Origin of the sequence: Streptomyces rectiviolaceus (assembly GCF_039533825.1) — a bacterium.
Classification (GTDB): domain Bacteria; phylum Actinomycetota; class Actinomycetes; order Streptomycetales; family Streptomycetaceae; genus Streptomyces; species Streptomyces rectiviolaceus.
This window is the reverse complement of record NZ_BAAAUG010000022.1, coordinates 340,739-361,749: the sequence shown is the minus strand read 5'-3', so window position 1 is coordinate 361,749 and position 21,011 is coordinate 340,739. Positions and strand designations below refer to the sequence as shown.

The window sequence follows — 21,011 nt, the reverse complement described above, 5'->3', positions numbered from 1 at the left end:
ACAACCCCCACAACCCCACGGCCCTACCCGCCCGCTCCGCCGTCCCGGACGACAACCGGCGGAGTCTTCCGGCGACTTGATCCACAGTTCAAAGGGGAACTGAAATGCCGCTCGTCGTAGTCGGGGTCAGCGTCTTGATCCTGCTGTTCCTCATGACCCGGCTGAAACTGAACGGTTTCGCCGCCCTCCTGTTCGTGGCGGTCGCCGTCGCGCTGGTGCAGGGGATTCCGGTGGCCACGATCCCGGACGTCCTCTCGGAGGGCATCGGCGGCCAGATCGGCGACACGATGCTCGTCATCGGGCTCGGCGCCATGGTCGGCCGCGTCATGGGGGACTCCGGTGCCGCACAGCGCATCGCCAACAAGATGCTGGACGCCTTCGGACCGCGGTGGGTCCAAGTGGCCATGGTGGTCACGTCCATGCTCATCGGCGTCACCATGTTCTACGAGGTCGCCTTCATCATCATCGTGCCCATCGCGTTCACCCTCGTACGCGTCACCGGGGCGAAGCTGCTGTGGATCGGCCTGCCGATGTCCATCACGCTCTCCACGATGCACAGCTTCCTGCCACCGCATCCCGGCCCCACCGCCGTGGCCGCGACGTTCCACGCCTCCGTCGGACTGACGCTGGTCTACGGCCTGTTCATCGCGATACCCGCCGGTGCGCTGATCGCGCTGGCGTGGCCGAGGCTTCCGTTCATCAAGGCGATGAACCCTTCCATCCCCAAGGGCCTGGTCAGCGAGCGGGAGTTCACCGACGAGGAGATGCCCGGCATCGGCTGGGCCCTGGCCGTGGCGCTCTTCCCCGTCGTACTGATCGCCGGTGCCTCGGTGACCGAGATGGCCACCTCCGGCGCGAGTCCGTTCCTCCACTTCATCACCTTCATCGGCTCGGCACCGATCGCACTGCTTCTGACTCTGCTCCTGGCGATCTGGGCGTTCGGGCCGCGCATCGGCCGCAGCCTGGCCGACGTCAGCGCTTCCTGTACGTCGGCGGCCCAGGCCATGGCCATGATCCTCCTGGTAATCGGGGCGGGCGGCGCCTTCAAGAACGTCCTCGTCGAAGGGGGCATCGCCGACCACATCAAGGACACCACCGACAGCTGGTCCGTCTCACCGCTCATCCTCGCGTGGCTCATCGCGGTGATCCTCCGCATCGCCCTCGGCTCGGCCACGGTCGCCGTCGTCACCGCCTCCGGCATCGTGCTGCCGCTCCTGGCGGGCAGCGGCGTCCACCCCGAGATCCTGGTGCTCGCCGTCTCCTGCGGATCGATCGCCTTCTCGCACGTCAACGACCCCGGATTCTGGCTGTTCAAGGAGTACTTCAACCTCTCGGTCATCGAGGCGATCAAGGTCCGCACCACCTATACGACGGTGCTCGCGATCCTCGGTCTCGGCGGCGTACTCGCGGTGGAGTGGGCCCTGGACGTCCTCAGCCTCTGACCCACCCGACCAGCACCGCGCTCCCCCACTACATCTGACACCTGAGGAATCTGTGAACGTGAACAGGCAGCCGACCGTCACCGCGTTCAGCGTCTACCCGGTCGCCGGCCGGGACTGCATGGAGCTCAACCTCTCCGGCGCACACGGCCCCTACTTCACCCGCAACATCGTGGTCCTGCGGGACTCCGAGGGCCGCACCGGCCTGGGTGAGGTACCGGGTGGCGAAAAGATCACCCAGACCCTGCGCGACGCCGAGTCCCTCGTCGTCGGCGCCCGCCTCGGTGACTACAAGCGCGTCCTGCGCGAGATCGGCGACCGTTTCGCCGACCGCGACGCCGGCGGGCGGGGCGCCCAGACCTTCGACCTGCGCACCGCCGTCCACGCCGTCACCGCCGTCGAGTCCGCGCTGCTCGACCTCCTGGGCCGGCACCTTGAGGTGCCGGTCGCGGCGCTGCTCGGGGACGGACAGCAGCGTGACTCCGTCCGTGTCCTCGGCTACCTCTTCTACGTCGGCGATCCCGACCGCACCGACCTGGAGTACGTCCGCGAGCCCGACTCCCCCGTCGACTGGCACCGCATCCGGCACGAGCAGGCCCTCTCCCCCGAGGCGATCGTCCGGCAGGCCGAAGCGGCCTACGACCGCTACGGCTTCCGGGACTTCAAGCTCAAGGGCGGCGTCCTGGAGGGCGCGGAGGAAGTCGCGGCCGTACGCGCCCTGAAGGACCGCTTCCCCCAGGCCCGCATCACCCTGGACCCCAACGGCGCGTGGTCCCTGCGCGAGGCGATCGAGCTGTGCGCCCCCCTGACCGACACGCTCGCCTACGCCGAGGATCCCTGCGGCGCCGAGGGCGGCTACTCCGGCCGCGAGGTCCTGGCCGAGTTCCGCCGCGCCACGGGACTGCCGACCGCCACCAACATGGTCGCCACGGACTGGCGGCAGATGACCCACGCCCTGGCCCTGCAGTCGGTCTCCATACCCCTCGCCGACCCGCACTTCTGGACCATGCAGGGCTCCGTACGCGTGGCGCAGCTGTGCAACGCGATGGGGCTCACCTGGGGTTGCCACTCCAACAACCACTTCGACATCTCCCTGGCCATGGTGACCCACTGCGGAGCCGCGGCCCCGGGCGACTACAACGCATTGGACACTCACTGGATATGGCAGGAGGGCCTGGAGCGCCTCACCACCGCCCCGCCCCGCATCGTCGACGGGGAGATCGCCGTGCCCGACGCCCCTGGTCTGGGCGTCGAGCTCGACATGGACCGTCTGCTGGCGGCCCACGACCTCTACCTGCGGAAGGCACTGGGCGCGCGCGACGACGCCGCCGGCATGCGCTACCTCATCCCCGACTGGCAGTTCGACAACAAGCGCCCCTGCCTGGTGCGTTGATGGTCACGGCCGGTTCCCGGCCTGGGGCGTCCCTCGGGGTTCTCCTCGACATGTACGGCCTGACCTGCGCATCAGCAACACCCCTCAACCATGGCACCACCGTCGAACGTAGATGGCACCACTAATGACTACCGATGGCACCACGCGTGTGCCATGATGGCGCCATCGGTAGCGCACTCCGGCCTCGCAGGCTGAGTGGCGCGCGTTTCGCGCAGTGAGCATCCACGGGGGTCGGATCATGGAGACAGCGCAGAGCCAGGAGCATGCGGCGCCCGGCGCCCTCACCGCCTTCGCCCGCTTCGTGCTCTGCGGCGGCGGGGTGGGGCTCGCCTCCAGCTTCGCCGTGGTGGCCCTCGCCTCCTGGGTTCCCTGGGTCCTGGCCAACGCCCTGATCACGGTGGTTTCCACGCTCTTCGCCACCGAGCTGCACGCCCGCTTCACCTTCGGTGCGGGCGGGCGGGCCACCTGGCGCCAGCATGGGCAGTCGGGCGGGTCCGCGGCGGCCGCGTACGCGGTGACCTGTGCAGCGATGCTTGTCCTGCAGCAGCTGGTGGCGGCGCCCGGTGCGGTGCTCGAGCAGGTCGTCTACCTGTCCGCCTCCGCACTCGCCGGTGTCGCGCGGTTCGCGGTGCTGCGCCTGGTCGTCTTCGCGCGCAGCCGCTCGCAGGCCGCGACCACGGTCCGCCCCGTGCACGCGACCGTGGCCCGCACCTCGGCCCCCGCCGCCCCCGCGGCGCTCTGCCACGCCGCCTGACCATTCCACCGGCACGAGTGCCGTGATCACTGTATTGGTCCTGGTCAGCACAGTGATCACCGGACCTGGCCGCAGGCCGCGCGGCAGGGCTTCGTAGGATCTTGGGTGAGTACGCGGACGCCCCGACCCCGGGCCGCCGATGCTGCCCGCGCCCCCTGCCGACCGCACGGGCGGCCGTGGCGACTCCTGCCCTCTGTCACCCCGCCGTCCGGGTCCCCCGCCGGCTGAAGTCCGGAACGTCCTTCTCTTGAGCACCGACGAAATCATCGAGGCGCCGCCCGCGCCTGCCCAGCAACGCCCCGGCACACGGCAGCGGCCACGCCTCCTGCCCCGCCTCGCGGGCCGCGCCCCCGCCCCGCCCCCCGCGGGCACCGCCCTGCACAACATCAGTGCCGTCACCGCTGTTCTGCTGGCCCTGGTCGCTGTCGGCTCCGTCGTCCACGAGCCGGTGCTGATACCCCCGCTGGCGGCATCCGCCGCGATCGTGCACAGCGTGCCCCTGCTGCCGCTGGCCCAGCCGCGCAGCGTGATCGCGGGCCACCTGCTGTGCGCGGGCGTCGGCTACGCGATCCTCGCCGCGCTGGGCAGCGCACCCTGGGCGGCGGCGCTGGCGGCCGGCATCGGTCTGGCCGTGATGACCGCGGCGCGCACCCCGCACTCGCCGGCCTGCGCCACCGCCGTCGTCATCGTCCTGCACCATCCCCGGCCCGCGACGTTCGTGCCCCTGCTCGCCGGGGCTGTCGTCGTGGTCGTCCTGGCGGGCTGGGCCGCCTCGTGCGCCCGTCCCGCCGCGCCGCGCTATCCCGCGTACTGGTGGTGATCAGTCTCGCGGCGTGCGCGTGCGCGTGGTGAGGTTCTTGGCGTGACGGCCGGGCATGAAGCCGGATGAATCCGGGCACCTGCGCACGCAGAGGGCAGAGAGCAGAGTTACGAGAAGGGATGTACGCGATGGCAGCGGCTGAGACAGTGACGTTCCCCTCCGGTGTGAGCGTGCCGGCACTGGGCCAGGGCACCTGGCGCATGGGCGACGATCCTTCGCGCCGCGCCGAGGAGCTCGCCGCCCTCCGCAGGGGCCTGGACCTGGGCATGACGCTGATCGACACAGCGGAGATGTACGGGAGCGGCGCCTCGGAGGAGTTGGTCGGCGAGGCGATCCGCGGGCACCGCGACGACGTGTTCCTGGTGAGCAAGGTGTTGCCGTCGAACGCCGACGCCCGCGGCACCGTCGACGCCTGCCACGCGAGCCTGCGCCGTCTGGGCACCGACCGGATCGACCTGTACTTGCTGCACTGGCGGGGCGGAGTGCCGCTCGCCGAGACCGTCGAGGCCCTGGAAGGGCTGGTCAGCCGCGGCAGCATCGGCGCCTGGGGCGTGAGCAACCTCGATGTCGACGACCTGGCGGAGCTGCCCCGGGATGCCCGCCCGCAGACGGATCAGGTGCTCTACAACCTCACCCGCCGCGGCCCCGAGTACGACCTGTTCCCCTGGTGCCGTGAACGCTCGATGCCCCTCATGGCCTACTCCCCGCTGGAGCAGGGGCGGCTGCTCGGCCATCAGGCCCTGGAGTCGGTGGCATCGGCGCACGGCAGCACACCGCTCCAGGTGGCGCTCGCCTGGGTCCTGCGGCACGACGACGTCATCGCCATCCCCAAGGCCTCCACCGCGGCGCACGTGGAGGAGAACCACGCGGCCCTCGACCTCAGCCTCACCGACGAGGACCTCAAGACGCTGGATGCCGCGTTCCCCGCGCCGGTGGGCAAGGAGCCTCTGGAGATGCTCTGACGGGCCCGCCCGAGGATCCCGACCGGCCGATGGACGTGTGGGACGTGTGCGCTCCGCATGCCAGGGCACCCGTGACGTCGCTGCGCATGCTTCCCCGAGCATGTCGCTCTAGGGTGAACCCCGGGGCCCGCAACGTCCGGAGCCAGGGGCTTCGGGCCTTACAGGAGGCACTTAATGCCCCTCGCCGCCAGCGGAACCTCGTCGCTGATGCTGATCATCGGCGTGGTGATCGTCGTCGTACTGCTCGCCCTCTTCTATTTCGGACGGCGACAGGTCACCCGACGCCCCAACCCACCGCAGTCGCCCCAGCCGCGCGCGGACTCCTGGGAGGAGCCCCACGAGGAGCCCCCCGAGTCGCGCTGAGCGTTCCGAGGAGGAACGGCATGCCCATCGCCACGGTCGATCCCGCCACCGGCGAGACGCTCGAGTCCTTCGAGCCGCTGGAGGACGCGAAGGTCGAACGCCGTCTGGCCGCCGCCCACGCCGCGTTCGGCCAGTACCGCACCAGCGACTTCAGCGAGCGCGCCCGGCTGATGAACCGGGCCGCCGACCTGCTGGAGGAGGACAACGCGTTCATCGCCCGGACCATGACCACCGAGATGGGCAAGCCCGTCAAGGCGGCAAGGGCCGAAGCCGCCAAGTGCGTCAAGGCCATGCGCTGGTACGCCGAGCGGGCCGAGGCGCTGCTCGCTGACGAGCACCCCGCCGAGGCCGACGTGGCGGATTCCGGCGCGACCCGCGCGATCGTCCGCTACCGCCCGCTCGGCGTCGTGCTCGCCGTGATGCCGTGGAACTTCCCGCTCTGGCAGGTCGTACGGTTCGCGGCCCCCGCCCTCATGGCGGGCAACGTCGGTCTGCTCAAGCACGCGTCGAACGTGCCCCAGACCGCCCTCTATCTGGAGGACCTCTTCAGCCGCGCCGGGTTCCCCGAGGGCTGCTTCCAGACCCTGCTGGTCGGCTCGGGCGCCGTCGAGGGCATCCTGCGCGACGAGCGGGTGGCGGCGGCGACCCTCACCGGCAGCGAACCGGCAGGCCGCTCGGTGGCGTCCATCGCGGGCGACGAGATCAAGAAGACGGTCCTGGAGCTGGGCGGCAGCGATCCCTACCTCGTGCTGCCGAGCGCCGACATCGAACGTGCCGCCGCGACCGCGGTGACCGCCCGGGTGCAGAACAACGGGCAGTCCTGCATCGCCGCCAAACGCTTCATCGTGCACGCCGACGTCTACGACGCCTTCCGCGACCGATTCGTCGCGGGCATGCGGGAGTTGACCGTAGGCGACCCGGCGAGCGAGGACACCGACGTCGGCCCGCTCTCCACCGAGCAGGGCCGCAAGGACCTGGAGGAACTCGTCGACGACGCGCTCGCCCACGGCGCCACCGCGCTGTGCGGCGGACAGCGCCCCAAGGAGCAGGAGCGGGGCTGGTACTACTCCCCCACCGTCCTCGCCGACGTGACCGAGCAGATGCGCATCCACCGTGAGGAGGCGTTCGGCCCGGTGGCCACGCTCTATCGCGTGGCGGACCTGAACGAGGCCGTGGCCCTGGCCAACGACTCGTCCTTCGGGCTCAGTTCCAATGTGTGGACGCGCGACGACGCCGACGTCGAACGCTGCGTACGGGACCTCCAGGCGGGCGGCGTCTTCTTCAACGGCATGACCGCCTCCCATCCCGGCCTGCCGTTCGGCGGCATCAAACGCTCGGGCTACGGACGGGAGCTCGCGGGGCACGGCATCCGCGAGTTCTGCAACGCCACGACGGTCTGGTACGGCCCGTCAGATCCGGACGTCAAGAGCTGACTACGACGACGCCGGGTCGGTCGTCCATCGACGGGCGCTGATTCCGGCGAGGATGAGGTCGATTCCGGCGAGGAACTCCACCCGGTCGTCGTGATCGCGCAGTTGGCCTGCGACGCTCCGGGTGAACGCGTACTCGTCGGGGTCGAGGTCCGCCCATGTGGCCGCGGCGGAGTCGAGGAACTCGGTCCGGCCCGTGTCCGGCCGGCGTGCGTGGTGTGCACGGGCGTCGGCCGCGTTCTGTCGGCCCACTCCGAGGATGTAGTTCAGCAGCGCGGACGCGGCGGTGAACCGGCCGGTGTCCGGCACTCCGAGCGCCTGGACCTGACGTCCGATGCGCTCGAAGACCCGCAGCAGCGGTGACTGGCCCGGGGCGCGGGCGAGTTCCGCACCGGTGCCGCGCGCCATCCACTCCCTGCCCATGGGGCACCGGTGGGCCGCGTGCCCGGCGTGACCCTGATCGGCGACGCCGCACACCTGATGGTCCCGTCCGGCGAAGGCGCCAACCTGGCCATGTACGACGGCGCCGAACTCGGCAGGGCCATCGCCGCGCACCCCGATGACGTCGAGGCCGCACTGAGTGAGTACGAGCAAACCCTGTTCACCGGAGACGAGTAGCCCCATCCCATCCAGCTCTGCCCGAGGTCAAGACGCGAGCTCAGTGGCCTTGCGGCGGCGGCTCCCCCTGCTCGGCGCCCGTCAGGCGCAGCTGCACCTGTACCTCCTGGTCGCCGGATGCGGAACCGGCACCCGTCACGACGAAGGCCGATTCGAGCGTGGCACGCAGCCGGTCCACCGCCACCGGTCCGCCCTGCAGATCGGCGGTGACCGGGCCCGCCAGCAACACGCCCCGGACCGACCCCGGGCTGCGGGCGGCAAGGAAACCGCCGGTCCAGACGGCGGGGCGGGGCTGCTCCGTCCGGTGCGGCGCGTCCTCGCCGCGGTCGGAGGGGAAGTGGGCGCGCAGCACACCGAAGACGGCGTCCGCGTCGGCGGCGGAGCACTCTCCGAGTACTACTTGGACCACGTCGGGGGAGTCGGACTGCGCGGTGGGGGAAGCCGGGCCGGGTGTGTCGTTCACGCTGTGCTCCAGTGGGGTCGCGGGTACCTGACGTGTGGTCACGGGTACCCGATGTGAGGGCAGGTAACTGATGTGGCGGCCGGTGCCTGGCGTCGTGGCCGGCAGCGGCACATGAGGGGCTCAGAGGTCGCGCAGGGCCGGCAGCAGCTTCTTCTCCGCCCAGTCGATGAAGGGGCGTTGATGGTCGCCGCCCACCTGGACGAGGGCGACTTCCGTGAAGCCCGCCTCGACGTAGGGGCGTACGGCGTCGACGAAGGCGTCGACGTCGTCGCCGCACGGGATCTGGTCCGCCATGTCCTGCCGGGTGACGTACTGGGTGGCGCCCGCGAAGCCGGAAGGGCCCGGCAGCTCGGCGTTGACGGGCCAGCCGCCGACCGACCAGCGGAACTGGTCGTGCGCACGGGCGACGGCCGCGTCCTTGTCGGTGTCGTAGCAGACGGGCAGCTGGCCCACGCGCGGCTTGCCGCTGCCGCCGTGCCGGTCGAAGGATGCGAGCAGCTCGCCCTTGGGCTCGGTCGCGATGACCAGGTCGGCGAGGCGTCCGGCCAGCGCGCAGGAGCGTCCGCCGGAGACCGCCACCCCAATGGGGGGCAGCTCGTCGGGCAGGTCCCACAGACGGGCGTTCGCCACGTCGAAGTGGGTGCCCTGGTGGTTGACGTTGTCGCCGGTGAACAGCGCGCGGATGATGCCGACCGCTTCCTCGAGCATCTCAAGGCGGACCTGCGGGGAGGGCCAGCCCTCGCCGACCACATGCTCGTTGAGACTCTCGCCCGAGCCGAGACCGAGCCGGAAGCGGCCCTCGGAGAGCAACTGCATCGTCGCGGCCTTCTGCGCCACCACGGCGGGGTGGTATCGGACCGTCGGGCAGGTCACGTACGTCATGAGCGGGATCCGCGAGGTCGCCTGCGCCGCCGCCCCGAGCACGCTCCACGCGTAGGGCGCGTGTCCCTGCGAGTCGAGCCAGGGGAAGTAGTGGTCAGAGGTGACGGAGAAATCGAACCCGGCCTGCTCCGCCGCGACCAGGTCGTCGACGAGGGCACGGGGGCCCGCTTGCTCGGTCATCATCGTGTAGCCGATTTGCACCATATTTGTACGCTTTGCCGAACTGCTGCCGCTGAAACATCACCGTCCGCGGGCGCGTGCGGCCGCTGCCCACGCGGCGCGGCGGTACTCGAGTGCCCTCCGGCCCTACTTCCAGTCGTACGCGTACGCGGCCACCCAGGTGATCTCCAGCTGCGCGCTGCTGCCGGGCGCCGCGCCCGGGCCTTCGAGCGCGCTCTCGTTCTGCAGGACCCAGGACAGCGGGTGGTCCGGCACGCCGCGGGTGTCGTGGCCGGTCTGCCGTCCGTCCACGAAGAAGCGCACATTCCCCGGGGTCCATTCGGTCGACACCGTGTGCCATTCGGTCCACTCGTCCGCGCCTTGGAACGAGCCCTGTTCGCCGCCGCCGCACGGATGGTGGAAGGCGGTGAGGTCTCCGGACCAATTGCCCTCGGGGTGGTCCATCTCGCAGCCTCCGCCATAGTGCAGCCAGGCCGACTTGTATCCCGGGGCGGGCTTGGTCACCTTGATACGGGCGCTGTACTTGCCGTACTTCATCTGCATGACGGCACGCGGTACGACCGCCGCGGCGTGCACCGGCCCTCCGTCGTCGGGCCGCCACATCCGGACACGCATCCGGCCGTCGCCGTTCTCCGCAGGGCCCACGCTCACCGTGTCCTCCGGGTGGTAGACACCGACGACGCCACGGCCCCGGTCGTTGGACGTGTCGCGCCAACCGGCGGGGTAGGCCCACCAGTTGTCACGGTACGAGCCCTTGAGACCGCCGCAGTACGCGGCGGAGGTGTCCGCGTGGTGGTCGCAGTCGCTGAACCCGCCCAGCGGCACCCGGTCACCGTTGAAGTCCTCGGCGACGACCTGCCAGAACGGGCCGCAGTCCCCGCGCGGCAGCTCAGCGCCGACGCCGCCGCAGGCGTCCGCCGACTGCGGCGCTCCCCCGGCGCTCGGGATCGACAGCAGGGCGGCCAGCAGGGTGGTGCCGAGCGCCGCGAGCACGACCGGCCTGCGCCGTCTCGCCGCCGCGTGTGATCCCATCGCGATGCCTTCCTCCTGGCCGCACGCGCCCACCGAAACCGGCGGACGCCTCCCGCGAAGGGGGTCATCCTCGCGGAGGCGGGAAGGCCCCGCCATACCGCTGACGCGTTTCCCTCGCCACCGAGGGCACGCGGAAGTGCAACCGAATCCCAGGAGTAAACGGAACTCGCCGAGATCATGAACTGGTGTACACGTTCGACCGGTTGGGACATAGGTTGTGCGTTGAACAGTTCATGCCTCGGTGGAAAGACGGACGCTACCCATGACCGACCACGCCACGACGCCCGGATCTGCGGCGCGTCAGAAGATCGACACATCGGTGCCGCACTCGGCCCGGATCTGGAACTACTGGCTGGGCGGGAAGGACAACTACCCCGTCGACGAGCAGGCCGGCGACGCCTACAGCGCCGTCTTCCCCGGCATCGTCACCGTCGCCCGCAGCAGCCGCGCCTTCCTGCGCCGCAACATCACCCACCTGGTCACCGAGGCGGGCATCGGCCAGTTCCTGGACATCGGCACCGGCCTGCCGACCGTCGACAACACCCATGAGGTCGCCCAGCGGCTCGATCCCCGGACCAGGATCGTGTACGTCGACCATGACCCGATGGTCCTCGCGCACGCCCGCGCCCTGCTCACCTCGACCCCCGAGGGAGCCACCGCGTACGTCGACGCCGATCTGTCCGACCCCGACCGCATCCTGGCGGCCGCAGCCGAGACGCTCGACCTCACCCGTCCCACCGCCCTGATCCTCAGCAACATCCTGGGCCACGTCGCCGACTACGAACAGGCACGCGCCATCGTCACCCGTCTGATGGAGGGCCTGCCCTCCGGCAGCTACCTCTCCATCAACGACGGTTCACGGGGCACCGACGCCGACTACGAACAGGCCCAGGACGCCTACAACGAAACCGGCGCGGTCCCGTACTTCCTGCGCCCCGTCGACCAGATCAAGGCGTTCTTCGACGGCCTGGAACTCCTGGAGCCCGGGGTCGTCTCGGTGCCCTTCTGGCGCCCGGACCCCTCCTCCCCCGCTCCGCAGCCCATCGGCGAACACGGCGGCCTCGCCCGCAAGCCGTGACGCCCTGACCCGTCACCAGGGCAACGGGCCCTCGGCGTCGACGTAGCAGCCCGTAGGTCCTTCGGGGTCCGCCTGCGCCATGCGGACGATGATCTCGGCGCCCTGTTCGACGGTCTGGACCCCGGTGTTGCCGTTCAGGTCGGTCTTGGTGAAGCCGGGCTCCACGGCGTTGATCCGCATGGCAGGGAAGGCCTTCGCGTACTGCACGGTGATCATGTTGACCGCGGTCTTCGACGCCGGGTAGGCCACGCCCGGGTACGCGAACGCCGGGGTGCCCGCATCGGCGACGCGGTGCAGGGAGGCCAGGCCGCTGCTGAGGTTGACGATGACGGGGGCGGACGAGCGTCGCAGCAGCGGCAGGAACGCCTGGGTGACGCGGACCAGGCCGAAGACGTTCGTCTCGAACACCTCCCGCATCTGGTCGGCGGTCACGTCGGCGGCGCCGGGCACGGTGTTGTCGGGGGTGCGGCTCTCGATGCCCGCGTTGTTGATCAGTACGTCGAGGCCTCCCTCGGCCTCGACGGCCTTGGCCGCGGCCGCCACGGACGCGTCGTCGGTGACGTCGATCCGGACGGTCCGCGCCCCCACCCGCTCGGCTGCGCGGCGGCCCCTTTCGGCGTTCCGGCTGCCGATGTAGACGGTGTGGCCCGCGGCGACGAGCCGGCGGGCGGTCTCCAGGCCGAGGCCCTTGTTCGCTCCGGTGATCAGTGTCGTAGTCATGCCTCCAGGCTGCGGCGGTCGGCCCGGAGCAGCCAGGAGTCCCCGCTTCCTGGGACTGCCGGTACCAGGAAGTTCCGCGTGCCGCGGTGCACAGTGGTGGGCATGGCGAGCACGGAGTTCGGGCGGGTGGTGCGGCGGTGGCGCGACCGGGTCCGCCCCGAGGCGGCGGGGCTGCCCGCGGGCGGACAGCGGCGCGCGGCCGGGCTGCGCCGTGAGGAACTCGCGATGCTGGCGGGGATCTCGGTCGACTACGTGACCCGCCTTGAACAAGGCCGGGCGACCCACCCGTCGGAACAGGTGGTGGAGGCCCTCGGACGGGCGTTGCGCCTGTCCGCGGCCGAACGCGAGCACCTGTTCCACGTCGCCGGGCTCGTACCGCCGGGGCAGGGCACGGTGCCCGCGTACATCACGCCGAGTGTGCACCGGATGCTGGATCGGCTGACCGGGACGCCGGTGGCCGTCTCCGACGCATCGTGGACGTTGCTGCTGGCCAATCCCCTGTACACGGCGCTGATGGGCGAGCGGCACGGCCGCGAGCGCAGCGGTGCCCGGCGGGCCTTCCTCGGTTCGGGCGGCCGCGTGCGCCACACCTCGCGGTCCCAGCTCGCGATGGAGACCGCGGTGGTGTCGGACCTGCGCGCCGCAGCCGTCAGGTATCCGGCGGACCAGCGGCTGCGGCAGCAGATCGCGGAACTGCGCGCGCACAGCGAGCGGTTCGCCGAACTGTGGGACTCCGGCGCGGTGGGCCGTCACGAGGCGTCCCGCAAGACCATCGACCACCCCCAGGTGGGCGCCGTCACCCTGGACTGCGACGTGCTCAGTGTCGCGGGCTGCGACCTGCGCATCATGATCTACACGGCCGAACCCGGCAGCCCGGATGCCGAACGCCTCGAACTCCTGGCGGTCCTGGGCAGCCAGACGCTCACCCCCGGCTAGCCTCCCTGGTTCCACGGTGACCGCCTTCGGGCCACCGTCGCCGATACGCCACCCGCGCGATCCCGGCATGCCGGAACGTGTGTCCTGACTCAGGCTGGGCATGCGGTCACACCGCAGACCACGCTTCGACGAGGGAGCAGAGCGCCATGGGGACCGATGTGTTCCGCTCGGAAGTGCCCCTGACGGTGAACGGCGAGCCTCGCCGCCCTACCGTCGACCACCGTTCGACGCTGCTGGACGTCCTGCGCGAGCAGCTGGGGCTCACCGGCGCCAAGAAGGGCTGTGATCACGGCCAGTGCGGTGCCTGCACCGTCCTCGTGGACGGACGCCGCGCCAACAGCTGTCTGCTGCTGGCCGTCGCCCACGAGGGCTGCGACATCACCACCGTGGAAGGGCTGCGCGCCGCTGACGGTGAGGGCCTGCATCCCGTGCAGCGGGCTTTCCTGGAGCGCGACGCCTTCCAGTGCGGCTACTGCACGCCGGGCCAGATCTGTTCGGCCGTCGGCGCCCTCGCGGAGGCCGCGGCGGGCCACGCCTCGCACGTGACGGATCCGGGGGCGGACACCGGCGCCCCCGTGGAGCTGACCCGGGACGAGATCCGTGAGCGGCTCAGCGGCAACCTGTGCCGCTGCGGCGCCTATCCGCACATCGTCGAGGCCGTCGAGGACGTGGCACCGTGAAGCCCTTCCGGTACGTACGCGCCTACAGCGTCGAAGAGGCGACCGCGGCCCACGCCGGCCGCCAGGGCTCCCGCTATCTGGGCGGCGGCACCAATCTCGTCGACCTGATGAAGCTGGGCGTGGAGCGCCCCGGGACGCTGATCGACGTCAGCAGGCTGCCGCTGGACGCGGTGGAGGAGCTGCCCGACGGGTCCGTCCGCGCGGGCGCGACCGTGCGCAACAGCGACCTCGCCGCCCACCCCCTGGTGCGCGACCGCTACCCCGTGCTTGCCCAGGCGCTGCTCGCGGGCGCGTCGGGCCAGCTGCGCAATGTGGCCACCACCGGCGGCAACCTGCTCCAGCGCACCCGCTGCCCCTACTTCCAGGACCTGGGCAAACCGTGCAACAAGCGGGAGCCCGGCACCGGCTGCGGCGCGCGCGACGGCGTCCACCGTGACCACGCGGTCCTGGGCCACTCGCAGCAGTGCATCGCCACGCACCCCTCCGACATGGCGGTCGCGCTCGCCGCGCTCGATGCCCGGGTCGAGCTGCACGGCGTACGGGGCCGGCGCACCCTGCCCGTCGCCGAGTTCCACCGTCTGCCCGGCGACCGTCCGGACCTGGACACCGAGATCGCACCGGGCGAGCTCATCACCGGTGTGGTGCTCCCGCCCGCGGCCGCGGGGCTGCCCTCCGCCTACCGCAAGGCCCGCGACCGCGCCTCGTACGCCTTCGCACTGGCCTCGGTGGCCGTGGTCCTGGACGTCGAGGACTCCGTCGTACGCCAGGCGCGGATCGCGTTCGGCGGCCTTGCCCACCGGCCCTGGCGCGCCCGGCATGCAGAGGAGGCGCTGCTGGGCGGCGCGCCGAGCGACGAGTCGTTCCTGCACGCCGTGGAGGCCGAGCTCTCGGCGGCCCAGCCGCTGCGGGACAACGCGTTCAAGGTCCACCTCGCCCGCAATCTCGCCTGTGACGTCCTGCGCCGCCTGGCCGACCCGTCCCCCACCCACTGACCCCAACACCGACTGACCCCCGCTTTCAGGGAGAACCCCATGCCGGACACCGTCAGCGCCCTCGGGGCGCCCGCCGAGCGCAGGGAGGGCCCCCAGAAGGTGACCGGGACCGCCCGCTACGCCGCCGAGCACACCCCCGAGGGGTGCGCCTACGCCTGGCCGGTTCCCGCCACGGTGGCGCGCGGCACGGTCACCGCCGTCGACGCCGCGGCGGCCCTGGCGCTGCCCGGCGTCGTCGACGTCCTCACCCACCTGAACGCGCCGCGCCTGGAGAAGCCGGACGACGGCACCCTCGCCGTGCTGCAGGACGCGCGCGTTCCGCACCGGGGCTGGTACGTCGCCCTGGTCGTGGCCGACAGCCTGGAGGCGGCCCGCGCGGGCGCCGCGGCCGTCCAGGTCACCTACGCCGAGGAACCGCACGACGTCACCCTGAAGGCCGATCACCCCGAGGCCTACGTGCCTGAGGACGAGGACGGCACATCCGGCGAGCACGTGCGCGGTGACGCGGAGGCCGCGTTCGCCTCCGCGCCCTCCCGCGTCGATGTCGCCTATCGGGTGCCGCCGCTGCACAACCACCCCATGGAGCCGCACGCGGCCACCGCCCACTGGCAGGACGGGCGGCTGACCGTCCACGACAGCAGCCAGGGCGCCACCACCGTCCGCGACGTCCTCGCGGGCATGTTCTCGCTGCCCAAGGAGCAGATCACGGTCGTCTCCGAGCATGTCGGCGGCGGCTTCGGCTCCAAGGGCACGCCACGCCCACACGTGGTGCTTGCCTCCATGGCCGCCCGCGTGACCGGGAGGCCCGTCAAACTCTCCCTGCCGAGGCGCCAGTTGGCTGCCGTGGTGGGCCATCGCTCGCCGACCGTGCACCGGGTGCGTCTTGGGGCGGAGCGGGACGGCAGGCTGACCTCCGTGATCCATGAGGTGAGCGCGCACACCTCGCGCGTCAAGGAGTTCGTCGAGACGGCCGCCGCCGCGACACGCGTCATGTACCCCTCGCCGCACGCGCGCACCACCCACCGTGTGGTGGCGCTCGACGTGCCGAGCCCTTCCTGGATGCGGGCCCCGGGCGAGGCACCCGGCATGTACGCGCTGGAGTCGGCGATGGACGAGCTCGCCCTGACCCTCGGCATCGACCCCGTCGAACTGCGCCTGCGCAACGACACCCAGCGGGAACCCGACAGCTCCAAGCCCTTCAGCAGCCGCCACCTCGCCGAGTGCCTGCGCGAGGGCGCCCGTCGCTTCGGCTGGTCCGAGCGTGACCCGCGCCCCCGCTCGCGCGCAGAGGGGCCCGTCCTGGTGGGCAGCGGGGTCGCCGCGGCCACGTACCCGGTGGTCGTCGCCCCGTCCCGGGCGAGCGCCCACGCCTACCCGGACGGCACCTTCGTGGTCCGGGTCAACGCCACCGACATCGGCACGGGCGCCCGCACCGTGCTCGCCCAGGTCGCCGCCGACGCGCTCGGCGTCCCGCTGGAATCCGTGCGCACCGATATCGGCAGCAGCGACCTTCCGGCCGCGTCGCTGGCGGGCGGTTCCTCCGGGACGGCCTCCTGGGGCTGGGCCGTCCACGAGGCCTGTACGCGGCTTGCCGCGCGCCTGGCCGGACAGCAGGGGCAGCAGCTGCCCCCGGAGGGCGTGGGCGCCACCGCCGACACGGCGGGCGAGGCCGACGCGGACAGCGACTACTCCCGCCACTCCTTCGGCGCCCACTTCGCCGAGGTCGGCGTCGACACGGTGTCCGGCGAGGTCAGGGTGCGTCGGCTGCTCGGCGTCTACGCCGCCGGGCACATCCTCAACTCCCGTACGGCGCGCTCGCAGTTCATCGGCGCGATGACGATGGGCCTGGGCATGGCGCTGACCGAGGGGAGCACCATGGACGCGGCCTTCGGCGACTTCGCGGAGGCCGACCTCGCCGCGTACCACGTACCGGCGAACGCGGACGTACCCGCGATCGAGGCGCACTGGATCGACGAGGACGACCCCCACCTCAACCCCATGGGCAGCAAGGGGATCGGGGAGATCGGCATCGTCGGAACGGCAGCGGCCATCGGAAACGCCGTGCACCACGCGACCGGGCTGCGGCTGCGCGAACTGCCCCTCACGCCGGACCGGGTGCTGGCGGGCGGCATCTGAACCGAAGGGCGCCGGGGCGGTGCCGCCGCCCTCAGGCCACGGCCCGCTTCTCCCTCGTCCAGGCCAGCAGCTTCTCCGCCGTCCAGGTCGTCACCACGCGCTCGGCGGGCACCCCGCACTCCTCGGCCCGCGCGCACCCGAACACCTGCCAGTCCAGCTGACCCGGTGCGTGCGCGTCGGTGTCCACGGAGAAGAGCACTCCGGCGTCCACGGCCTGCCGCAGCAGCCGGCGCGGCGGGTCGAGCCGTTCCGGCCTGCTGTTGATCTCCACCGCCGTGCCCGCCGCCGCGCACGCGGCGAACACCGCGTCCGCGTCGAACTGCGATTCCGGTCTGCCGCGCCCGGTGACGAGGCGGCCGGTGCAGTGGCCGAGCACGTCGGCCCGTGGATTGCTGACGGCGGCGACCATGCGCCGCGTCATCGCGGCGGCGTCCATGCGCAGTTTGGAGTGCACGGAGACGACCACCACGTCGAGCCGGTCGAGCAGCTCCGGCTCCTGGTCGAGCGAACCGTCGTCGAGGATGTCGCACTCGATGCCTGTCAGCAGCCGGAAGGGCGCCCAGCGCTCGTTGAGGTCGGCCACCACCGCGAGCTGCTCGCGCAGCCGCTCCGGCGAAAGGCCGTGCGCGATGGTCAGCCGGGGCGAGTGGTCGGTGAGCACGGCCCACTCATGGCCGATTGCCCGGGCCGCGCGGCCCATGTCCTCGATCGGGCTGCCGCCGTCGGACCAGTCGGAGTGCAGATGGCAGTCGCCGCGCAGCAGCGCCCGCAGCCGGGCGCCGCCCTCGGCGAGCGGGGCGTCCGCCTCGCCCTCGAGCTTCTCCAGATACCCCGGCACGTCACCGGCCAGCGCCTCGCGGACCACCCCGGCGGTCTTGGGGCCGATGCCCTTGAGCGACTCCAGGGACCCTTCGGCGACGCGCCGCGCGGCCTCGCCGTCGGCCAGCTCGCCGACCACCGCGGCCGCGGTGCGAAAGGCCCGCACGCGGTAGGTCGGGGCGCCGCCGCGCTCCAGCAGAAAGGCGATCCGTTCCAGCGCCACCACGGGATCCATCGGCACCTCCGGCCGCCGGGGACTGCGACGGCGTACGTGTGCTTCCAGCGTCGCCCACAAAGGGCGGCGGGGCATGTGAAGGGCCGGAGCCTTCACCGCCCCGGGGGACGCCTACGCCGCGGGTTCGGCGGACGGGGCGTCCGGGACGGCCGCGATCGGCCCCCTGAAGTCCAGCACGGCCTCGGCTCTCTGCTGGGTCTCCTCGGCGGCCTTGCGGGCTGTCGCGAGGACGTCGCCGTGCTCCTGGACGAGGGTGTCGTAGATCGGCGCCTGAGCGGCGTCATTGGCTGGCATGACCAGCGGCTCCTTGTTCGGGTGACTGTATTGGTTCAGTTCGGCCGCATGCGGCCGGTCCGCGACCTTACGCTGCGCTTGCGGGCCTCTGCGGACCGGGGTCGACCGCTGAGACGGCGGGACCGGTGGTCCGGGGAGCGCCCGGGTACGCCGGAAATCCGGCGGACACAGGCGAATGCGCGCCTCGCGCGCCCGCGCCCGGGCGGGATCCGGGGCCCGATGTGAGACTGCTGGTGAGGCGGTGATCACAGATGTCGAGCCAGCCCAGGGAGTCCGGGCCCGAGAGCCCGGGCACCGGAAGCTCCGGTTCCGAGAAGCAAGGCCCCCGGCAGCCCGGCCCCGGGGAGCAGCTGTTTGAGCAGCTGCTCGCCGCGGCGCACGCGGCGGCTCCGATGGAGCTTCCCCTCCTTGCGCAGCGGTTCGCCGATGCCGTCGGGCTCGACCGGGTCGAGGTGTACCTCGTGGACATCCAGCAGCGGTGTCTGGTGCCGCTGGCCGAGGGGCCGCCCGCCCTCGGTGTGGACACCTCCGTCGCCGGTTCGGCCTACCGGGCGCACGAGCTGCGCGTCGAGGAACTGGCCCAGGGCAGGATCGTCGCCTGGCTGCCGCTGATCGACGGCGCCGAGCGCCTCGGCGTGATCGGTGCCACGGCGTCGGTCATCGACGCCGCGCTGCTGCGCCGCTGCCGCATGCTGGCCTCCGTCCTGGCCATGACGATCACCTCGAAGCGGGAGTCGAGCGACAGCTTCGCGCGCCGGACACGGTCCGAGGCCATGCAGCTGCCCGCCGAGATGCTGCGGGCCTTCCTGCCGCCCAGGACGATCGGCAACTCCCATGTGATCTCGACCGCCGTGCTCGAACCGGCGTACGAGATCGGCGGCGACGCCTTCGATCACTCCCTGACCCCTTCGACCCTGCACGTGGCGATCCTGGACTCCATGGGCCACAACCTCGCGTCGGGCCTCACGACCGCCGTGGCGATGGCCGGCTGCCGCAACGCCCGACGGGCCGAGGCCGAGCTGCCCGAGCTCGTCGACACCGTCCAGCACGCACTGGCCGGATGGCTGCCCGAGCAGTTCTGCACCGGAATCCTCGCCCAGCTCGACCTGGCCGAAGGCGTGCTGCGGTGGTGCAACTGCGGCCATCCGCCGCCCCTGCTGATCCGGGACCACCGCGTGCTCGACCGCGCGCTGGAGCGGCCGCCCCAGCCGCCCATGGGCACGCCCGCCCTGCTGGCCGACGTGGAGTGGCAGGTCCACGAGGAGGCGCTCGAGCCGGGTGACCGGGTGCTGATGTACACCGACGGCGTCACCGAACTGCGGACCGGCGGCGGCGCCGAGTTCGGCCTGGAGCGATTCACGGACAGCATCATCCGCGCGACCGCCGCGGGCGAACCAGCGCCGGAGGCACTGCGCCAGCTCATCCACGCCATCCTCGACCGGCAGGACAACCAACTGCGCGACGACGCGACGCTGTTGCTCCTCGAGTGGCGCCCGCCCGGATCGCGCTGACCTGCCGGCCTTTCGCGGCCCGCTCCCTCCCCGCATGCCGGAACGTGTGTTCTGGATCAGGGTGGATACACGGCACAGCAGGACCATCAGTCGCGCGTGAAGGAGGACGAGCAGCGTGGGAGACGACGAGGTCATGGGCGACGAGGTCTACCAGCCTGACGCGGAGGAGGTCCGCGAGGACGAGGGCATCCTCGACGCGGAGGACACCCTGAACGACCGCGGGGCGGATCCGTACGACGAGGGCTGGTCGCCACCCGAGCGACCCCTCGGGGTGGCACATACCGGCACCACCGCCCAGGAGCAGCAGGACGGCGAGAGCCTGGCGGAACGCCTCTCCGAGGAGCGGCCCGACCCCGCGCTCGAAGTCCCCGGGCCGGCCGAGGACGACGACGGCATCGGGGACACGACCGACACCGACGGCGAGCCGATCGACGCGACTGAGGTCGGGGACGCCCGCGCCGGGCGTCTGTTCGCCCCCGACGACGGGGCCAGCGAGGACCCGGAGGACAACGCCGAACAGGACATGATCGGCGAGGACATGGGCATCGACGGCGGGGCGGCGTCCGCCGAGGAGGCCGCGGTGCATCTCATCGATCCGGACGCCGCCGAAGCGGCGGACTCCGCCGGCTGACGGGGGCCGCCCACGGCCGTGCCGGACGGCGATGGCTCCTCCCCCGCCGGCGTACGGCATCGCTGTGTCAGCGCAGGTCGAGTCGCATCAGGATCCGGGGATGACCGGCCAGCACGGAGGTCGTGTCGGCGGCGTGGGTGAACCCGGCACGCTCGAAGTTCTTGCGGATCCCGGCGTACGCCATCGTCAGGTCGACCTTGGCGTCACCGTTGTCGAGCGGGTACGCCTCGACCGCCGGTGCGCCGTGGGCGCGGGCGAACTCGACCGCGCCGGCGATGAGTGCGTGCGAGATCCCCTGCTTGCGGTGACCGGGGCGCACACGAATGCACCACAGGGACCAGACCGGCAGGTCGTCGATGTGCGGAATCTTGCGGTTGCGCGCGAAGGACGTCTCGGAGCGCGGTGCCACGGCCGCCCAGCCCACCGGCTCGTCGCCGTCGTAGGCGAGCACTCCGGGAGGGGGCTCCGCACCGCACAACGCGGCGACGTACTCACCGCGGGCCGGACCGCGGAGCTCGTTGTTGAGCTTGGACGGGATCCGGTAGCTCAGGCACCAGCAGACATTGGCGCCAGGTGACTTCGGGCCGAGCACGGCACGGACATCCTCGAAGACCGAGGCCGGGCGCACGTCAATGGGCATGGC

The 21,011-nt window shown here is 71.8% G+C and carries 22 protein-coding genes and 1 pseudogene; 15 read left to right on the top strand and 8 right to left on the bottom strand.

The genetic code is table 11. The annotated features are described in order from the left end of the window. Positions 1–104 precede the first annotated feature (104 nt). The 7 genes from ABD378_RS07430 (at position 105) to ABD378_RS07400 (ending at position 7,164) form a co-directional block, all read left to right on the top strand. Complete coding sequence (locus ABD378_RS07430) at positions 105–1,442, top strand: gluconate:H+ symporter (RefSeq protein WP_344519647.1); 1,338 nt, start codon at positions 105–107, stop codon at positions 1,440–1,442. A gap of 118 nt (positions 1,443–1,560) precedes the next feature. Next, entirely contained in the window at positions 1,561–2,832 is a 1,272-nt protein-coding gene (locus ABD378_RS07425; RefSeq protein ID WP_344519769.1) for an enolase C-terminal domain-like protein, read from the top strand. A gap of 238 nt (positions 2,833–3,070) precedes the next feature. After that, positions 3,071–3,586, top strand: coding sequence for a GtrA family protein (locus ABD378_RS07420; protein ID WP_344519646.1), 516 nt, complete (start codon positions 3,071–3,073; stop codon positions 3,584–3,586). Between the two features lie 247 nt (positions 3,587–3,833). Next, positions 3,834–4,406 (top strand): HPP family protein, encoded by a 573-nt coding sequence (locus ABD378_RS07415; RefSeq protein WP_344519645.1) that lies wholly within the window; start codon positions 3,834–3,836, stop codon positions 4,404–4,406. Between the two features lie 128 nt (positions 4,407–4,534). Continuing rightward, a complete protein-coding gene (locus ABD378_RS07410; protein WP_344519644.1) occupies positions 4,535–5,368 on the top strand; it encodes an aldo/keto reductase in 834 nt (277 codons plus the stop codon). Between the two features lie 174 nt (positions 5,369–5,542). Next, on the top strand, positions 5,543–5,731 hold the full coding sequence (locus ABD378_RS07405) for a DUF6479 family protein (RefSeq protein WP_344519643.1): 189 nt from the start codon (positions 5,543–5,545) through the stop codon (positions 5,729–5,731). A gap of 20 nt (positions 5,732–5,751) precedes the next feature. Continuing rightward, the gene (locus ABD378_RS07400) at positions 5,752–7,164 is read left to right on the top strand and encodes an NADP-dependent succinic semialdehyde dehydrogenase (RefSeq protein ID WP_344519642.1); all 1,413 of its coding nucleotides are present in this window, start codon (positions 5,752–5,754) and stop codon (positions 7,162–7,164) included. Here the strand turns inward: ABD378_RS07400 and ABD378_RS07395 are convergent, their stop codons facing one another. Beyond that, positions 7,165–7,569 (bottom strand): hypothetical protein, encoded by a 405-nt coding sequence (locus ABD378_RS07395; protein ID WP_386546940.1) that lies wholly within the window; start codon positions 7,567–7,569, stop codon positions 7,165–7,167. Here ABD378_RS07395 and ABD378_RS07390 point away from each other — a divergent pair. Beyond that, positions 7,547–7,764 (top strand): annotated as a pseudogene (locus ABD378_RS07390) (FAD-dependent oxidoreductase); the annotation flags it as partial. The gene ABD378_RS07395 and the pseudogene ABD378_RS07390 sit on opposite strands and share 23 nt — an antisense overlap. 55 nt (positions 7,765–7,819) lie before the next feature. Here the strand turns inward: ABD378_RS07390 and ABD378_RS07385 are convergent. From ABD378_RS07385 to ABD378_RS07375, 3 genes are all read right to left on the bottom strand, one after another. Next, entirely contained in the window at positions 7,820–8,242 is a 423-nt protein-coding gene (locus tag ABD378_RS07385) for a hypothetical protein (protein WP_344519641.1), read from the bottom strand. 120 nt (positions 8,243–8,362) lie between these two features. Further along, a complete protein-coding gene (locus tag ABD378_RS07380) occupies positions 8,363–9,328 on the bottom strand; it encodes an LLM class F420-dependent oxidoreductase (protein ID WP_344519640.1) in 966 nt (321 codons plus the stop codon). Positions 9,329–9,430: 102 nt separating this feature from the next. Next, positions 9,431–10,336 carry a glycoside hydrolase family 16 protein gene (locus ABD378_RS07375; protein ID WP_344519639.1) on the bottom strand — a complete coding sequence of 302 codons (906 nt, stop codon included), beginning with the start codon at positions 10,334–10,336 and terminating at the stop codon, positions 9,431–9,433. Positions 10,337–10,598: 262 nt separating this feature from the next. On the opposite strand from ABD378_RS07375, the gene ABD378_RS07370 reads away from it, so the two are divergent. Next, on the top strand, positions 10,599–11,414 hold the full coding sequence (locus tag ABD378_RS07370) for an SAM-dependent methyltransferase (protein ID WP_344519638.1): 816 nt from the start codon (positions 10,599–10,601) through the stop codon (positions 11,412–11,414). A 12-nt stretch (positions 11,415–11,426) separates the two neighbouring features. Here the strand turns inward: ABD378_RS07370 and ABD378_RS07365 are convergent, their stop codons facing one another. After that, positions 11,427–12,134: an SDR family NAD(P)-dependent oxidoreductase gene (locus ABD378_RS07365; RefSeq protein WP_344519637.1), complete on the bottom strand. Its 708-nt coding sequence runs from the start codon at positions 12,132–12,134 to the stop codon at positions 11,427–11,429. A 102-nt stretch (positions 12,135–12,236) separates the two neighbouring features. On the opposite strand from ABD378_RS07365, the gene ABD378_RS07360 reads away from it, so the two are divergent. The 4 genes from ABD378_RS07360 to ABD378_RS07345 all read left to right on the top strand — a co-directional run bounded on the left by ABD378_RS07360 (position 12,237) and on the right by ABD378_RS07345 (position 16,878). Next, positions 12,237–13,070, top strand: coding sequence for a helix-turn-helix transcriptional regulator (locus ABD378_RS07360; protein ID WP_344519636.1), 834 nt, complete (start codon positions 12,237–12,239; stop codon positions 13,068–13,070). A gap of 146 nt (positions 13,071–13,216) precedes the next feature. Next, the gene (locus ABD378_RS07355; RefSeq protein WP_344519635.1) at positions 13,217–13,750 is read left to right on the top strand and encodes a 2Fe-2S iron-sulfur cluster-binding protein; all 534 of its coding nucleotides are present in this window, start codon (positions 13,217–13,219) and stop codon (positions 13,748–13,750) included. Further along, complete coding sequence (locus ABD378_RS07350) at positions 13,747–14,742, top strand: FAD binding domain-containing protein (RefSeq protein WP_344519634.1); 996 nt, start codon at positions 13,747–13,749, stop codon at positions 14,740–14,742. The genes ABD378_RS07355 and ABD378_RS07350 overlap by 4 nt, the downstream gene beginning before the upstream one ends. Positions 14,743–14,781: 39 nt before the next feature. Continuing rightward, complete coding sequence (locus ABD378_RS07345; RefSeq protein WP_344519633.1) at positions 14,782–16,878, top strand: xanthine dehydrogenase family protein molybdopterin-binding subunit; 2,097 nt, start codon at positions 14,782–14,784, stop codon at positions 16,876–16,878. Positions 16,879–16,909: 31 nt separating this feature from the next. Here ABD378_RS07345 and ABD378_RS07340 read toward each other — a convergent pair whose 3' ends face one another. Further along, positions 16,910–17,932 (bottom strand): PHP domain-containing protein, encoded by a 1,023-nt coding sequence (locus tag ABD378_RS07340; RefSeq protein ID WP_344519632.1) that lies wholly within the window; start codon positions 17,930–17,932, stop codon positions 16,910–16,912. Positions 17,933–18,043: 111 nt separating this feature from the next. Next, positions 18,044–18,226 (bottom strand): hypothetical protein, encoded by a 183-nt coding sequence (locus tag ABD378_RS07335; RefSeq protein ID WP_344519630.1) that lies wholly within the window; start codon positions 18,224–18,226, stop codon positions 18,044–18,046. A gap of 251 nt (positions 18,227–18,477) precedes the next feature. Here ABD378_RS07335 and ABD378_RS07330 point away from each other — a divergent pair, with 251 nt between their 5' ends. After that, complete coding sequence (locus ABD378_RS07330; protein WP_344519629.1) at positions 18,478–19,737, top strand: PP2C family protein-serine/threonine phosphatase; 1,260 nt, start codon at positions 18,478–18,480, stop codon at positions 19,735–19,737. 133 nt (positions 19,738–19,870) lie between these two features. After that, positions 19,871–20,368: a DUF5709 domain-containing protein gene (locus ABD378_RS07325; protein ID WP_344519768.1), complete on the top strand. Its 498-nt coding sequence runs from the start codon at positions 19,871–19,873 to the stop codon at positions 20,366–20,368. A 67-nt stretch (positions 20,369–20,435) separates the two neighbouring features. Here the strand turns inward: ABD378_RS07325 and ABD378_RS07320 are convergent, their stop codons facing one another. Then, entirely contained in the window at positions 20,436–21,008 is a 573-nt protein-coding gene (locus ABD378_RS07320) for a GNAT family N-acetyltransferase (RefSeq protein WP_344519628.1), read from the bottom strand. Positions 21,009–21,011: the final 3 nt, after the last annotated feature.

Coding starts and splice junctions, on each gene's coding strand:
- ABD378_RS07360 (WP_344519636.1), top strand. CDS start 12,237: ATGGCGAGCACGGAGTTCGGGCGGGTGGTGCGGCGGTGGCGCGACCGG.
- ABD378_RS07335 (WP_344519630.1), bottom strand. CDS start 18,226: ATGCCAGCCAATGACGCCGCTCAGGCGCCGATCTACGACACCCTCGTC.
- ABD378_RS07370 (WP_344519638.1), top strand. CDS start 10,599: ATGACCGACCACGCCACGACGCCCGGATCTGCGGCGCGTCAGAAGATC.
- ABD378_RS07430 (WP_344519647.1), top strand. CDS start 105: ATGCCGCTCGTCGTAGTCGGGGTCAGCGTCTTGATCCTGCTGTTCCTC.
- ABD378_RS07365 (WP_344519637.1), bottom strand. CDS start 12,134: ATGACTACGACACTGATCACCGGAGCGAACAAGGGCCTCGGCCTGGAG.
- ABD378_RS07420 (WP_344519646.1), top strand. CDS start 3,071: ATGGAGACAGCGCAGAGCCAGGAGCATGCGGCGCCCGGCGCCCTCACC.
- ABD378_RS07340 (WP_344519632.1), bottom strand. CDS start 17,932: ATGGATCCCGTGGTGGCGCTGGAACGGATCGCCTTTCTGCTGGAGCGC.
- ABD378_RS07355 (WP_344519635.1), top strand. CDS start 13,217: ATGGGGACCGATGTGTTCCGCTCGGAAGTGCCCCTGACGGTGAACGGC.
- ABD378_RS07325 (WP_344519768.1), top strand. CDS start 19,871: ATGGGCGACGAGGTCTACCAGCCTGACGCGGAGGAGGTCCGCGAGGAC.
- ABD378_RS07410 (WP_344519644.1), top strand. CDS start 4,535: ATGGCAGCGGCTGAGACAGTGACGTTCCCCTCCGGTGTGAGCGTGCCG.
- ABD378_RS07320 (WP_344519628.1), bottom strand. CDS start 21,008: ATGCCCATTGACGTGCGCCCGGCCTCGGTCTTCGAGGATGTCCGTGCC.
- ABD378_RS07380 (WP_344519640.1), bottom strand. CDS start 9,328: ATGGTGCAAATCGGCTACACGATGATGACCGAGCAAGCGGGCCCCCGT.
- ABD378_RS07395 (WP_386546940.1), bottom strand. CDS start 7,569: ATGGCGCGCGGCACCGGTGCGGAACTCGCCCGCGCCCCGGGCCAGTCA.
- ABD378_RS07375 (WP_344519639.1), bottom strand. CDS start 10,336: ATGGGATCACACGCGGCGGCGAGACGGCGCAGGCCGGTCGTGCTCGCG.
- ABD378_RS07400 (WP_344519642.1), top strand. CDS start 5,752: ATGCCCATCGCCACGGTCGATCCCGCCACCGGCGAGACGCTCGAGTCC.
- ABD378_RS07330 (WP_344519629.1), top strand. CDS start 18,478: ATGTCGAGCCAGCCCAGGGAGTCCGGGCCCGAGAGCCCGGGCACCGGA.
- ABD378_RS07405 (WP_344519643.1), top strand. CDS start 5,543: ATGCCCCTCGCCGCCAGCGGAACCTCGTCGCTGATGCTGATCATCGGC.
- ABD378_RS07345 (WP_344519633.1), top strand. CDS start 14,782: ATGCCGGACACCGTCAGCGCCCTCGGGGCGCCCGCCGAGCGCAGGGAG.
- ABD378_RS07425 (WP_344519769.1), top strand. CDS start 1,561: ATGGAGCTCAACCTCTCCGGCGCACACGGCCCCTACTTCACCCGCAAC.